The 13,661-nt window shown below is 41.8% G+C and carries 12 protein-coding genes; 3 read left to right on the top strand and 9 right to left on the bottom strand.

The annotated features are described in order from the left end of the window. Positions 1–41: 41 nt before the first annotated feature. Positions 42–470: a CGGC domain-containing protein gene (locus SRRS_RS07190; protein ID WP_371367548.1), complete on the bottom strand. Its 429-nt coding sequence runs from the start codon at positions 468–470 to the stop codon at positions 42–44. A gap of 177 nt (positions 471–647) precedes the next feature. Further along, positions 648–1,610: a copper amine oxidase N-terminal domain-containing protein gene (locus SRRS_RS07185; protein ID WP_371367546.1), complete on the bottom strand. Its 963-nt coding sequence runs from the start codon at positions 1,608–1,610 to the stop codon at positions 648–650. A 292-nt stretch (positions 1,611–1,902) separates the two neighbouring features. On the opposite strand from SRRS_RS07185, the gene SRRS_RS07180 reads away from it, so the two are divergent. Next, positions 1,903–2,718 (top strand): alpha/beta fold hydrolase, encoded by an 816-nt coding sequence (locus SRRS_RS07180; protein ID WP_371367544.1) that lies wholly within the window; start codon positions 1,903–1,905, stop codon positions 2,716–2,718. 120 nt (positions 2,719–2,838) lie between these two features. Here the strand turns inward: SRRS_RS07180 and SRRS_RS07175 are convergent, their stop codons facing one another. Continuing rightward, on the bottom strand, positions 2,839–3,261 hold the full coding sequence (locus tag SRRS_RS07175; protein ID WP_371367542.1) for a MarR family winged helix-turn-helix transcriptional regulator: 423 nt from the start codon (positions 3,259–3,261) through the stop codon (positions 2,839–2,841). Positions 3,262–3,272: 11 nt separating this feature from the next. Continuing rightward, complete coding sequence (locus SRRS_RS07170) at positions 3,273–5,543, bottom strand: ATP-binding cassette domain-containing protein (protein WP_371367540.1); 2,271 nt, start codon at positions 5,541–5,543, stop codon at positions 3,273–3,275. Between the two features lie 264 nt (positions 5,544–5,807). Between SRRS_RS07170 and SRRS_RS07165 the strand changes: the two genes are divergently transcribed. Beyond that, on the top strand, positions 5,808–7,196 hold the full coding sequence (locus SRRS_RS07165; RefSeq protein WP_371367538.1) for a PLP-dependent aminotransferase family protein: 1,389 nt from the start codon (positions 5,808–5,810) through the stop codon (positions 7,194–7,196). A gap of 90 nt (positions 7,197–7,286) precedes the next feature. On the opposite strand, the gene SRRS_RS07160 is transcribed toward SRRS_RS07165, so the two are convergent. From SRRS_RS07160 to apgM, 3 genes are all read right to left on the bottom strand, one after another. After that, a complete protein-coding gene (locus SRRS_RS07160) occupies positions 7,287–7,898 on the bottom strand; it encodes a DJ-1/PfpI family protein (protein ID WP_371367536.1) in 612 nt (203 codons plus the stop codon). A 119-nt stretch (positions 7,899–8,017) separates the two neighbouring features. Continuing rightward, the gene (locus SRRS_RS07155) at positions 8,018–9,502 is read right to left on the bottom strand and encodes a DASS family sodium-coupled anion symporter (RefSeq protein WP_371367534.1); all 1,485 of its coding nucleotides are present in this window, start codon (positions 9,500–9,502) and stop codon (positions 8,018–8,020) included. Between the two features lie 43 nt (positions 9,503–9,545). Continuing rightward, positions 9,546–10,790 carry a 2,3-bisphosphoglycerate-independent phosphoglycerate mutase gene (gene apgM, locus SRRS_RS07150; RefSeq protein WP_371367532.1) on the bottom strand — a complete coding sequence of 415 codons (1,245 nt, stop codon included), beginning with the start codon at positions 10,788–10,790 and terminating at the stop codon, positions 9,546–9,548. Between the two features lie 156 nt (positions 10,791–10,946). On the opposite strand from apgM, the gene SRRS_RS07145 reads away from it, so the two are divergent. Further along, positions 10,947–11,861 carry a LysR substrate-binding domain-containing protein gene (locus SRRS_RS07145; protein WP_371367530.1) on the top strand — a complete coding sequence of 305 codons (915 nt, stop codon included), beginning with the start codon at positions 10,947–10,949 and terminating at the stop codon, positions 11,859–11,861. A gap of 380 nt (positions 11,862–12,241) precedes the next feature. Here the strand turns inward: SRRS_RS07145 and SRRS_RS07140 are convergent, their stop codons facing one another. Continuing rightward, entirely contained in the window at positions 12,242–12,913 is a 672-nt protein-coding gene (locus tag SRRS_RS07140) for an MgtC/SapB family protein (RefSeq protein WP_371369739.1), read from the bottom strand. A gap of 17 nt (positions 12,914–12,930) precedes the next feature. Further along, a complete protein-coding gene (locus tag SRRS_RS07135; protein WP_371367529.1) occupies positions 12,931–13,572 on the bottom strand; it encodes a phosphate uptake regulator PhoU in 642 nt (213 codons plus the stop codon). Positions 13,573–13,661 lie beyond the last annotated feature (89 nt).

Genomic DNA, 13,661 nt, shown 5'->3' with positions numbered 1-13,661 from the left:
TATTTAGGTAAAAGCCAAGTACAAACAAAATAATCAGCCAACTACTTGCCTTTGATAACCTCAACCATCGTTCGTCTCGGCTGACAGAGCAATTCTTTAACACTTTCTCTAAATTGCTCATGTGTTACATGGGCGTCATGGGTTCCAATTATAACATCAATATTAGGAAAGTGCTCATTGATTAATGCGCGATATTTTGTTTTATAAGGGCATAACGCATCCATACAGTAAGAAAAGTGGATAGCATCTACCCTAAATTCTACTAATGAACGAATTCGATTCAATAGTTTTTCCGGGCCGGCTAACGTTGGACAACCTGCACAATTGATGATACCGATTAGGTCCAGACTCTCATCGTTAGCATACCTGCTGAATTCTCCCTTTCTCTTTCTTAAATCATGAAGACAGCTGACTGACGAGCAGCCAGACTCCTGTGTTGCTGCAGAGCAAGTTAAAATACCAATTCTCACGACTATACACTCCCTTTCCTGAGCAGCTTTACTATTCCAAAATCACATTATCTTAAGTACTTTTCCAGTGATTTCGGCGCTTCCCTTAATTGAAATATTTGCAATCAAACCCTAAAACTCCTGCCTAAAATAATACCAATTAGGCAGGAGTTTCTCTCATTTCTTGATTATTTCCTTTTATATATGACTGTTGTTAATATCTACTTTTAAATTCAGTACGTCGGTAAAAAATTCTACCGGAACCAGTGTTTTGCCATTAACGATTTCAGGTGCATAGTCTAATCGAATAGCCATTTTTAACTTGCCATAATCTTTACTACCTATTGTCACGGTGGCCATTGTGCGTGACCCATTTTGTAGATCGACGGTTCTGGTATCACTGTTCCAAACTACATCATAGCCCAGGTTTTCTGCTATAACGCCCAAAGGAAGCATTACCGTATCGCCATTGGTTTTAAGAATATCATTTTCACTTAACGCTAATTCTCTTCCGTTCAAAATAATAGTGCCTGCCCCGATATGAACTTTTATATCAGCTTTGACAGGAAGTAGTACCACCTTGGTTGCTGTGGCCTGTCCGGGCATGCTCATAGTCATGATGTCATACCACACAACTAATTCAGAGCCCTCTTTGATATCGGAAGTGTGTGCAAATATCTCCGGTCTAATTGTCACAAGTCTATCAGAATTTGTGCAAAGTACCTTTATACTTCCGTCTTGATTGTGTTCTAAATTGGCAACCTTCATGTACATTCCTGCACTACCTTTATTGGGTGTACCCACAATTAAAGCGATCGCATTGCCTTGCGGCGGAATACTTTTTGTAACTTTAGGACCATAGTAAGCGGTTACTGTATCGCCACTTTTCAAGTCTTTAAATGGGATTTGTGTACCATCCTCTGCATTAAGAATATAGGCACTGTCTTGTACATGTAAAACAATTTCGTTATATGCACCTTCGCCTAAAACTCTTACTTGATTTTTGTTGATTTCTATAATTTTTCCGTTTGTAGATATTACATTGTATACAGGTCTCTCGATTATTGGCATTGCAGATATAGCACTTATCTCCTGGGCAAACACTATTGACATATTTAGAATCACTGCAATTGCTACTATTGCTGATAAAAGCTTTTTCATTATTTTACCTCCTGTTTTTATGTAGTGGTTAAATGCTTACCATTCTTTATTTCTGGGGTTCTATTTTATTCCCACGCAATTAACATCTACATATTATTTAACGCTATACCAGCAAAAAAGTAACGCTAGATCGCGTTACTCAAAACGATAAATTACGAAAAGCAACCTCAACTCCTCATTATGCAAAGGTTTAGCAATTTTTCGCCCAAAACGCGCCCTTGGCGGACATCACACTATTAGTATTAAGTACATAACATATTATGGAAAGTCAGATTGTAAGGGAGGACTCGATATGGGATTTTATATTAAAGTAGAATCAGACGTAAAAATTTATGTAGAGGATCTTAATCCCAGTGGCTGCAAGACGATTCTATTTCTCCATGGTTGGCCTGCAGACCATACGATGTTTGAGTATCAGTTTAATCAATTGCCTAATATGGGCTATCGCTGTGTAGGAATTGACCAAAGAGGCTTCGGAAAATCCGATAAGCCTTGGACGGGATATGACTATGATACATTATCGGATGACATTCGCTGTGTGGTTGATGCTCTCGATTTACATGATTTCACACTCGGCGGTCATTCCACCGGGGGCGCAATTGCCATTCGTTACATGGCTCGCCATCAAGGATACGGTGTATCCAAACTGGCCCTTTTTGCCGCTGCAGCACCTAGTCTTATTCAGCGTCCATATTTTCCTTACGGCCTAAAAAGAGAAGATGTAATTAAAATCATTCAAGGAACAAATACCGATCGTCCGGAAATGCTGAGGGAGTTTGGGGATACATTTTTCTTTCAGCATGTAACTCAGGCTTTTTCCGATTGGTTTTTCCAAATGGGCCTACAGGCGGCAGGTTGGTCCACTGCGGCAATTGCAAATACTTGGCTAGATGAAGAAAAGTTATTTGAGGATCTCGAAAAAATACATGTGCCTACTCTAATTCTCCATGGCATTCATGATAAAGTTTGTTTGTTTCCATTAGCGCTGGCCCAACATGACGGAATTAGAAATTCCATACTTGTGCCGTTCAAATTTAGCGGTCACGGAGTGTTCTACGACGAACGCGATGAATTCAACAAAGAACTAACCAAATTTATAGAGGAGTAAAGTTACAAAATCGGGGTTCCCACATTAAACTCGAAACTGATATCGCGATAATAGTAGTACCCTCGCCATAAACTGGCGAGGGTACTTTGCTGCAAAATTAAAAATTATACTTTAAAGGAATTACGATTCTTCCACATATGCATTGGTAATCTTTTTGCATAACTGGATAAAACAATTCAACTCTGTTTCCGTTAATGTATTCTCAATTAAATTCATGATTTCATTTCTGAACTGCTCTGATCTTACAAGAAAATCCTTGCCCGCGGGAGTAATGAGGATGTCATAGGCTCTCCGGTCAATCTCCTGCCGTTGTTGTATGATATAGTTTTTCTCTAACAGTCGTTTGGTTAGCTTGGACATTCCCGCTTGGGTGATTCCACGAATCTCGGCCAACTCTTTAGTAGTTTTAGAACCTTGTTTATCCAAGATATCCAATACCATATATTGTGCTGTTGTCACTCCCTGAATATTAAAGCGGTTAATATTGCTGATAATCATACATTGAAAAGGGATATAATATTCTTCCAACTCTTTTTTTGCCATAAATATTCTCCCTACCTCGTAATATATTCTTTTAAATATTGTCCTGTAATAGAAGAATTACAGTTTATTAACTCCTTTGGTAAGCCTGCGAACATTACATTACCGCCATTTTCTCCGGCAGAAGGTCCGAGATCAATAACCCAATCGGCCTGACTAATAACATCTAAATTATGTTCTACCACAATTACGGTACTTTCTTGTTCAACAAGGCGGTCTAAAATTTTTAGAAGCAAAGATATGTCCGACATGTGAAGTCCGGTAGTCGGTTCGTCCAACACATAAACATTCCCCCGGCTTTCCAGCTCAGCAGCAAGTTTCACTCTTTGCAATTCACCGCCAGATAAAGTATTTAACGATTGGCCAAGTGTAATATAAGTCAAGCCTGTATCTTCCAGCCTTTTTAAGGTTGCTGCTATTTCTTCTTCACGGAAAAAAGTTAAGGCTTCATCAACCGTCATGTTTAGCACTTCGTTTATGTTTTTGCCGCGTAGTTTGTAATGTAATACTTCCTTCATAAACCGGTTGCCTTGACAAACCTCACACATAGTTACCACCGTATCCATGAATGCCAAATCCGTATATATTACTCCTGTCCCCTTACAATTTGGGCAAGCCCCTTGTGAGTTAAAACTAAATAAAGCGGGTTTTACATGGTTCTCTCCTGAAAATAGTTCTCTTATTTTATCAAATATCCCTGTAAAGGTAGCAATATTGGACCGCTTTGAAACCTGAACCGGCTTCTGATCGATAAGAATCGTATTAGGGTAAAATTTAGGCAACACCTGATTGACTAAGGAACTTTTTCCTGAACCGGCAACTCCCGTTACTACTGTCATAACCCCCTGGGGAATATTCACACTAATATTTTTAAGGTTATGCAATTGCGCATTTTTCAGTGATAACCAGGTACCTGATTTTCTCACGTTTTCTTTTAATCTTGTCTGGCTGCGTAAATATTTGCCGGTTAGTGTATTTGATTGTGCCAAACCAGCAAAACTGCCTTGATACGAAATTTTTCCGCCGTTTACTCCCGCTTTAGGCCCCATATCAATAATATAGTCAGCAATTTTTATAATGTCCGGATCGTGCTCAACAATGAGTACGGTATTCCCCCTGTCACGTAACATTTTCAACAAATCATTAATTTTATTTACATCGTGAGGATGTAACCCAATGCTCGGCTCATCAAATATATAGGTAATATCTGTTAAGCTGCTGCCTAACTGTCGAACCATTTTTATTCGCTGTGATTCTCCGCCCGAAAGAGTTGAAGTTTCACGGTTTAGGCTCAAATAACCTAAACCAATTGAATTTAAATGTTCGAGCCGATTGCTTATCGCCATGACCACAGTTGCTGCGCGAGGAACGGTAATGGTCCGGATGAAATCCAGCAAATCAGCAATTTGCATTTCAACGCATTCGGCTATATTTTTATTGTTTATTTTGCACTCTAAAGCAGCAGGATGTAACCGGGTGCCACCGCAACCAGGACATACTCCTTTAGCAACAATCTTAGTTACCGCGTCTTTATATTTGGCCGCTTCTCCCTCCTCTTTTTTCAGGAAGCTTCTTTCAATTCTTGGTATAAGCCCCTCATAGAGGGAGGTTTTCGGCCATTCAGGATCAGTAGTAGTTACTTTAATATCTGATTTAAACAAAAGCAATTCTAATTCTTCCTTAGTATAATCACGTATTCTTTTATCGTTATCAAAAAATCCCGAGTGAATATATCTTTTTAATCTCCAACCTCCCGGTTCGAAAGTTGGAAATAAAATAGCACCTTCGTTAAGGGATTTATCTTTATCCAGCAAGCGTTCAATGTTTACCGTATCAACTTTTCCCAATCCTTCACATTCAGAACACATCCCCAACGGATTATTAAATGAAAAAGCATTAGAGTAGCCAATAAAGGGATTCCCTACGCGTGAGAATAATAATCTTAGCAACGAATATATATCTGTAATCGTTCCAACGGTTGACCTCGCATTTCCCCCTATTCGCTTTTGATCGATAATAATTGCAACAGGTAAGTTTTCAATACCATCTACATGTGGCTGTCCATAATGCGGCAGCCGGTGACGAATAAAACTAGAATACGTTTCATTTAACTGTCTTTGTGATTCTGCTGCTATTGTATCAAATACTAACGAAGATTTACCTGAACCCGAAACACCGGTAAAAACCGTAATTCTCTTCTTGGGGATCTTTACATTAATATTTTTAAGGTTTTTTTCTCTCGCGCCAATTACCTGGATATATTCTTTAACATTTTTCGTATCCATAAAATCACCTTTCCCAAAAGCTATTATCCTAAAGTAAAATACATTACCGTGTAAATATTTAACTAGGTTAAGTATATGTTACTACTTTTCTTTTGGGATTGCAAAAGAAACTCTTGCCTATTCCGCAAGAGTTATTTATTACTCTAGAAGTATTTACGATATGTCCAATCAAATCTATAATGATCATGTACGAGGCAGTTCCCTGTCGCAAAGAAGAAATGGCTATGGAACACTGCCACCAGTTTAGCCGGAGGATGTATTATCATGTATATGTTAGATCATAGAAGCTCCCTCCCTTTATATACTCAACTCTATCAACAAGTTCGCTCTAAAATTCTTGAGGGCAGCCTTCCCCCTGGAACCAAAATGCCCTCCAGCCGTAAACTGTCCCAGGATTTATGTGTAAGCCGAAATACCGTGGGAATGGCCTATGACCAGTTGTATTCCGAAGGCTTTCTTGCCTGTAAGGCTCGAAGCGGTTTTTATGTAGAGGATTTAGGTTTGGCCGGACTGAAAAACACTTCGCTGCATCTCAATGAACCCCCGGAGCCAGAAACAGAAACAAAAGATATCCAATATGACTTTACCTATGGAAAGCTGAGTCCAAAATCCTTCCCCTTTGCTAAATGGCAACAAGTAACGAACGAATGTCTGCGCTGCTATCAGAACCAAATGCTAAATTATAGCCATTTTCCGGGAGAAGCGGGACTACGAAGACAAATCTTACATTACCTGCGGGAATATAGAAATATCCAATGTACCCTAGATCAGCTGATCATTGCTCCAGGAACCCAGCATTGCCTGCTCTTAGCAGGCCAGCTTCTGAAACCCCAAACTTCCACGATAGCCATCGAAGACCCCGGTTTTAGCGGAGCCTATGCTGCCTTTACCAATCAGGACTTTCGTATCCACCCCATCCCCTTAGATCACCATGGTCTGAAAGTAAAAACCTTGAACCATTCTGCCGCGAAAGCAGTCTATGTAACCCCCTCTCATCAATTCCCCACTGGGTGTATTATGTCCATCACAAGACGAATCCGCCTTATAGAATGGGCCAATAAACAGGATGCTTATATCATCGAAGACGATTACAGCTCCTATCTCCGCTATGATGTGAAACCTATCCAACCCCTGCAAGCACTAGCTCCAGATCGAGTCATCTATATCAGCAGTTTTTCCAAAATACTCTCTCCTGCCATTCGCATAGCCTATATGGTGCTGCCGGAGAGCTTGGCACAGGAAATTCATACACTATACCAAAGTGTCCCCTCACCTGTCCCTTTCCTCATGCAAAAACCGCTTGAACTGTTTTTCCAGCAAGGCCATTGGGATAGTCACCTACGGAAAACCACCCGGTTTTTTAAGAAAAACCATGACGCCCTCCTCCGGGCACTACAACAAGAATTTGGTGATACCCTATCCATATCCGGCAAAAACGCAGGCCTGCACCTGCTGCTGCAAATCAAATGGCCCATGACTACCGCAGAATTAGTCTCCCGAGCCTATCAGGCTGGTATCAAGATACTTCCCGCAGATAAACTCTGGGTTCAATCGGAACCTAATGCAGCTTCCATTCTTCTAGGATTTGGCGGCATCGCACTGGATGACATTCCTACCGCTGTCCGGTTGTTGCGAAAAGCGTGGCTTCCTTGATTAGGAATAAGCAGTATAAAAAGTACCACCAGGCAGGCTAGAAACTATTGTTTCAACCCGTCTGGTGGTACATTTTTCATAATAGACTTCTTACATAATCATACCCTGTTGGTAAGCCTTACTCTCATACTCCATAATTTTTATCGCATGAGAAACAGCAGACTCGCCAAATAAACGTGATACAACATGTAACGACACATCAATTCCCGCGGAAATTCCGGCAGCAGTGATGATTTTCCCGGTATCCACAAAGCGTACATTCTCCTTAACGTCTACCGTGGCATCCAGCTCGGCCAGTTTGTTTAGAAAATGTCCATGGGTAGTGGCAGGCAGGCCTTGAAGTAAACCTGCTTTGGCAAGGAACATCGCCCCATTGCAGACCGAAAGGGTGATTTCGGTTTTTTCAGACATTCTTGCAATCCACTTGCTGATATTCTCGTTAGCCACAATCTCCGGACGGACATTACCTCCCGGAATCACCAATATATCTACCTGCGGGCAATCGTCAAAACCGTAATGGGTATTCACCGTCAAACCATTGCTGGTACATATCTCCCCTTTGCTTTCACTTACTGAAAACACTTCAAAATACTGCTGTGGTGCTTCTAAATTCACAATGGTGAACACTTCATACGGCCCTGCGAAATCCATTAATTCTACCCCGTCAAATAAGAAAATCCCTACTTTTTTCATTTGTTCCATAGCAGCCTCCCGGCAATCTTTTTCATCCGTGCACGTGATACCTTTATTACAACATGTAAACTGGTTTTGAAAAAGAGCCAGATTTCAATCTCTTAACACATCCAGTTGATGTGCTCGGATTATGAAATGCCGATAATTTTAAACCAGGTAAATATCGCCGCACTGATGACAACCGCACCCACGAAGCAGGTTACAATTGCATATTTTACCTGATCCAGCACGGAGAAATAGCCGGATGCGAAATACAGGGTATTTACTTTGGAGTGAGGCGGCAGCGTAATCGTAAACGTCATCGTCATCGCTGAGGCCAGACCAAGTGCTACCGGGTTCATGCCCAAAGTTTTGGCAAGAGCGATGAAAGCAGGGATTAGAATGGTTACTCGTACAGTTTTGCTAGTAAAAATAAGATGGCTGTACATGCTGAGAAATACCACAAGGACATATACCCAGAAATGGCTCATATTCTGAAGTCCCAACCCGGCAACCAGCTGCTTGATTATCCATTCGGCGCCCTTGGATTTGTCCAGCGCGCCGCCAACGGCGTAAGCACCGGCGGCAAAAATCATCAGATCCCACTTAATGTTTGCTTCCTTCCACGTAAGCAGCCCTATTTTTGGCAGAAGACAGAGAAGCGCGGCAAGAACAGCAGTCTGCTCTGTACTGATTGCAAAACCGAACCATTGCTTATGATAATCTCCCGTTGCCCATAACACGACTGTCAAAAAGAAAATAACCATGGCCTTCTTCTCCTGAGGGGAGAAGGCTCCGAGCTTTCTCAGTTCTTCCTCCAATGTACCGATAGCGTTTTTGAAATTAAACTCATCCTTAATCGAAAAGATTTTGAGTCCAAGGAAAAAAACGATGACCATTGTAATAATCGCCGCTGGCATGGAAGCTAATAACCACTGCATATAGCCGATATGTCCCCCTGCCTGCGAGTTAATAAATCCAACAGCAATAATGTTTCCGGCTGTAGCCGTCATAATACCAGAGGTGGCCAAAGCATCTGCCTGCAGGCCCTGCAGCATCATAACCCTGCCAAAGTTACTTTCGCCGGGAATGGCCTTATATACATCTAACAATATTAGACAAATAGGAACCATTAATGTGGCGCGGGCCGTTGTGGACGGAACGAAAAAGGCGAGCGCAAAATTAATGACAATCAGTGTAAAGAGCGTCATCTTAGGTGTCTTTCCAAATTTCGTTACCATCCATAACGCAAATCTTCTTCCCAGATTGGACTTGATAATAGCAGATGTAAGAACAAATGCGGACACCATAAGCCAGATAACATCAAACCCCAATGTTGCGAAAGCCTCTGACTGCTTCTTAACTGCGCCGACCAGCGGCAGCAGCAAAATCGCCATAATCGAAGTCAGGTAAATGGGAATAGGTGTCGTGATCCAAAGGACAAGAGCAGATGCAAACACAGCTAATGAGCGTTGTGCCTGCACCCCTAGACCTTGCGGTGTAGGCATCAGAAACAAAATCAGGAACACTGCAAGGGCAACAGGAATCCCCCATTTTTTCATTAGTGCTTCATACTTTCCTTTCTTTTTTTCTGGCGAATCACCAGAAACTTTGCCTATTACTGGTTGACTCATTGCATAATCTCCTTACTTTTTTGTATTCTACCCACCTTGAAAACTAAGCACCTAGTTTTTGTGAAAAACCCATAAGATCTATTAAGATATGAAAAAAATCTTTCCCTGTAATTCTTCCGAGACCACCGGCAGAACAAGAAGTTTCACCATATGCCAATTGTTTATCTGCCCGAACTCCCTTGCCCCAAATTACTACCGGAACGGGGTCCCCACTATGCTCCCCTACTTCACAAGGAGTAGAATGATCTGCAGTTATTGCAATGAGAGTATCAGGAGGAATCTTCGCCTTAATAACTGCTACCATATTGTCTATCTGTTCAATAATTGACTTTTTACTATCCCACTTCCCATCGTGGCCAGCTAAATCTGTAGCTTTCACGTGTACGAGCACTAAGTCATTATCGTTCAACAGTTCAATGGCAAAACTGGCTTTAAGCTGGCCGTTAAAATCATATGACCCTGTAATGCCCGGATGAGTAACGATTTGCATTCCAGCCATTTTTGCTATTGCCTGCACGGTGGCTTCGCCTGATACCGCTGCGCAACGTATGCCATTAAATCGCTCCTGTAGCGGAATACATTTAGTAGCAATACCACCACTGCGGGTTAGTATAGCGTTTGCTGGTAACTGTCCTGACATTATACGTTTCAAATTAATAGGATGCTGGTTAAGCAATCCTCTTGCAATCGCAAGAAATTGTTGCAATGCTTCTGCAGTCTTTAGCGCCGCTTCGGATTCATCAAGTGGACGTATTGGCTGAATGGGCATACCTTCATTTTTGCCCCCGGGATCCGAATCCGAAACAAGTGGCGATAGCCCTGCCCCTCTCAAAACTAATACGGCTCTGTGTTCTGTAGCAGGTGCAAAATTTGCAATTACATTGTTGTTAAGGGTAATATTGTTCAGAATAGCCGCTAATTCAGCTACTCCCTCCCTTATTCTTCCTGCCCGTCTATCCCGAACGATGCCATTATGGTCTATGGTCGCAAAATTACATCTAAAAGCGACATCACCAGGAAATATTTCAAACCCAGCCCCCAGTGCCTCGATCGGTCCACGACCTGAATACACTTCTTTCGTATCATACCCAAGCATGCATAAATGCCCTACATCAGTCCCACATGGTACACCTGGAGCATACGGATCAACCAGGCCGACCATCCCCTCACCGGCCAGAATGTCAAATGTGTGTGTTGTCGCAGCTTCTAATGGGGTAAGTCCCCCTAATTCGTGTAAAGGTCTATCTCCTAATCCATCAATACTGACTATTATCGCTTTGCGTCTCAATATTATTTTCCCTCCTGCCTTAGCTCGCAGCACATCCCTACTTCCTTTTCCCTCCCTGTAATTTGTTAATTTAATTTTAGCGGAAGGAATATATCCAAGCCATGCATAATAACTAACCATACTGATAAGGTAAATATTATCAAAGGAGACAGCAAGATGACTATACAGCAGCTCAGGACCTTTTGTTCTGTCGTAGAAGAAAAATCTTTTCACAGAGCAGCCGAACGTTTGTATATGGCGCAGGCTTCCGTAAGCCAGCAAATAGCTGCTTTAGAAAAATATTATTCGGTTATCCTCTTCATCCGTAACGGTCGGTCTTTTTCCATTACGCCGGAAGGTCTTTTCCTTTACAAATGGGCGAAAGAAATTCTATCCTTAGTTGATATGGTTCCAGATAAAATTAAGGAATTACATAAACAATCGGAAGGAAAGCTAGTCCTTGGTGCATCTACCCTTGCCGGAAACTATATCCTCCCGCCGATCCTCAAAAAGTATAAAGAAATCTATCCCAAAGTGGAATTATCAGTTCATACCGGATACGGTAACGAAATGGTCGATCGGGTACGAAATGGAACTGCAAATTTAGCTCTAGTCGGCAAAAACTTAAACTGGGTTAATGAACCCAATGTAAAATTTCAACCAATTGCAATTGATAAACTATCTTTAATCGTTTCTCGGGGACATCCCTTAGCTGAACGAGAAATAGTTTATCCTCAGGAACTTGTTGGACCGCATACATTTATCCATTCCCGCCCTGGTTCTGCTATGAGGTCAATGGTTGAAGATTATTTGAAGCAGGAGAATGTCACCCCTGAGTCGATATTAGAGATGGGAAACCACGAAACAATCAAAAGGGCAGTAGAGCAAGGACTTGGCATTGCCCTTATAAGTACAGTTTGTATTGCACATGAAATTGCAACCGGTCAATTGGTGAATATCCCGTTACTTAATCTTAATAAAATTTCTAGACAGTTTATCCTGGTATCGAAGCGAATGCAGGAGTATAACTATCTAGAGAAATCGTTTGTTGACACTTTGATCAGCCTAATCCCCCCTGCTATCAAAGCATAATGACATACCAAAAGGCTACGGTCAGTATCCGTAGCCTTTTATCTCTTGTTATAAAGTCTTTATACTTATGGTAATGTTTTTAGTTTACAACGAAAATTTTGCTATTACTACACTAAATAACCAATCGTCATGATAAGACTATTCTAATCTATGCTTGAACACTAAGTTTAGGATGAAGTAAATCAGAGATAACCAAGCCGGGTTTAGAGATAAAAAAGACACAGCAAAGTTAGGGGACATTTCCCTAATTTTTGCTGTGCCTTTTAATGTCACGCTATCTTTTTCTCGTGTAACAGTTGGCCGCATCTTTGTTTTTCCTATTTTGCTATGCAGTTTATTAATGTTATTTCCGATGCACCACTTGCTCTTGTCATGGTTAGTTAATGCACAGTCCGCTTCACGGCTAACACGCCATCAATCTTGCCCAGTTGGACAACAATATGATCCAGCTGATGTTTATCCAACAGATGTATGGCCAAAGGAATGAAAATAATCCCAGGCTCACCGTCTTCAATGTTGATTTGCAGTATCTTTACTCCCAGTTGACCGAGGCAGCAGCCGACTTGGCCGATTTGGCCGGGTTTGTCTAATGATTTTATGGTTAATTGTTCGGTAATGGAAGTATCGACATTATAGCTCTTGTCAATCTTAGGCAGGACCTCCAGCACCAAAACGACCAGAACCGTAGTTGCAACCGCCCCGCTAATTGCTCCTACTCCTGTCGCCAGACCAACACTGGCTACTACCCATAAACTGGCGGCAGTTGTCAGGCCTTTGATGGTGGGGCCCTCTTTCATGATGGCCCCGGCACCCAGAAAACCGATGCCGCTAACTACTTGGGCGGCTAAGCGGGCCGGGTCGGCGTTGGTTAATCCCTGAACGCCTACATAGAGATTAACCGACAGAATGGCAACCAGACAGGACCCTAATGAAACAAGAATATGAGTTCTAAGTCCTGCCATTTTGCCACGATGCTGACGTTCAAAACCGATAATTCCGCCGAGAATTACTGCCAAAGCCAGCCTGATTACCATCGTGACATCATCAATCATCACGCCGCATCGCTCCTTTATTTAAGTGACTGGCCATGAATAATATAGTAAACTAACTCCGCAATGTTTGTTGCCCGGTCGCCAACCCGTTCAATATACCTTACAGCAGTCTGATAATCCATTACAACTTCCTGACTCCAGGGATTAATCGAACTAAGGCAGAGCATATCGCGAAACAGCTCCCGGTTTCTTTTGTCGACCTCATCATCCATATCCAGGATTGTATTTACCAGCTCACTATCTAACTTTTCGTAACATACAAGCGACAACCGCACCATATCCACCGATTGTTCTTGCATTTTGGCAACAGATATTTTTAATGAAGCTATTACTTCCGTATTCTGTTTCGATAATTTTTTCTGTTCTATTTTGGCTATTTGATTGGCGTAGTCGCAAATTCTTTCCAGTTCCATAGCAATCTTTAGACTGTTGACAAGAAAATTTATTTTGGTACGGGGATAAAAATTATTGGCAAGCAAATCCAGACAATACTCGTTAATGGAATGATACATTGAGTCTACCTGCTTCTCAGTTTCTCTTACCTTTACTGCAATTGCGGTGTCATTCATTAACATTGCTATAATCGAGTTATCCACTGCCGCCAGCGTTTTACGCCCCATTTCCAATACTGCATTCTGAAGCCAATTATCCTCATGCATGGCAATACCCTTCCTTTCCCTGTCTACTCTTTACCAATAGAAAAAAGATAGCTGCCTTGCTGTTAGGACCGCCAACAGCCATGATAAGG

It is taken from the genome of Sporomusa rhizae (assembly GCF_041428845.1).
Taxonomy (GTDB): Bacteria; Bacillota; Negativicutes; order Sporomusales; family Sporomusaceae; genus Sporomusa; species Sporomusa rhizae.
Note: the sequence above shows the minus strand (reverse complement) of the source record. Positions and strands in the feature narration are given on the sequence as shown.

What these genes read in the sequence shown, in the direction of transcription:
- SRRS_RS07185 (WP_371367546.1), bottom strand. Translation starts at nt 1,610, where the DNA reads ATGAAAAAGCTTTTATCAGCAATAGTAGCAATTGCAGTGATTCTAAAT.
- SRRS_RS07180 (WP_371367544.1), top strand. Translation starts at nt 1,903, where the DNA reads ATGGGATTTTATATTAAAGTAGAATCAGACGTAAAAATTTATGTAGAG.
- SRRS_RS07175 (WP_371367542.1), bottom strand. Translation starts at nt 3,261, where the DNA reads ATGGCAAAAAAAGAGTTGGAAGAATATTATATCCCTTTTCAATGTATG.
- SRRS_RS07170 (WP_371367540.1), bottom strand. Translation starts at nt 5,543, where the DNA reads ATGGATACGAAAAATGTTAAAGAATATATCCAGGTAATTGGCGCGAGA.
- SRRS_RS07165 (WP_371367538.1), top strand. Translation starts at nt 5,808, where the DNA reads ATGTATATGTTAGATCATAGAAGCTCCCTCCCTTTATATACTCAACTC.
- SRRS_RS07160 (WP_371367536.1), bottom strand. Translation starts at nt 7,898, where the DNA reads ATGGAACAAATGAAAAAAGTAGGGATTTTCTTATTTGACGGGGTAGAA.
- SRRS_RS07155 (WP_371367534.1), bottom strand. Translation starts at nt 9,502, where the DNA reads ATGAGTCAACCAGTAATAGGCAAAGTTTCTGGTGATTCGCCAGAAAAA.
- SRRS_RS07145 (WP_371367530.1), top strand. Translation starts at nt 10,947, where the DNA reads ATGACTATACAGCAGCTCAGGACCTTTTGTTCTGTCGTAGAAGAAAAA.
- SRRS_RS07140 (WP_371369739.1), bottom strand. Translation starts at nt 12,913, where the DNA reads ATGATTGATGATGTCACGATGGTAATCAGGCTGGCTTTGGCAGTAATT.
- SRRS_RS07135 (WP_371367529.1), bottom strand. Translation starts at nt 13,572, where the DNA reads ATGCATGAGGATAATTGGCTTCAGAATGCAGTATTGGAAATGGGGCGT.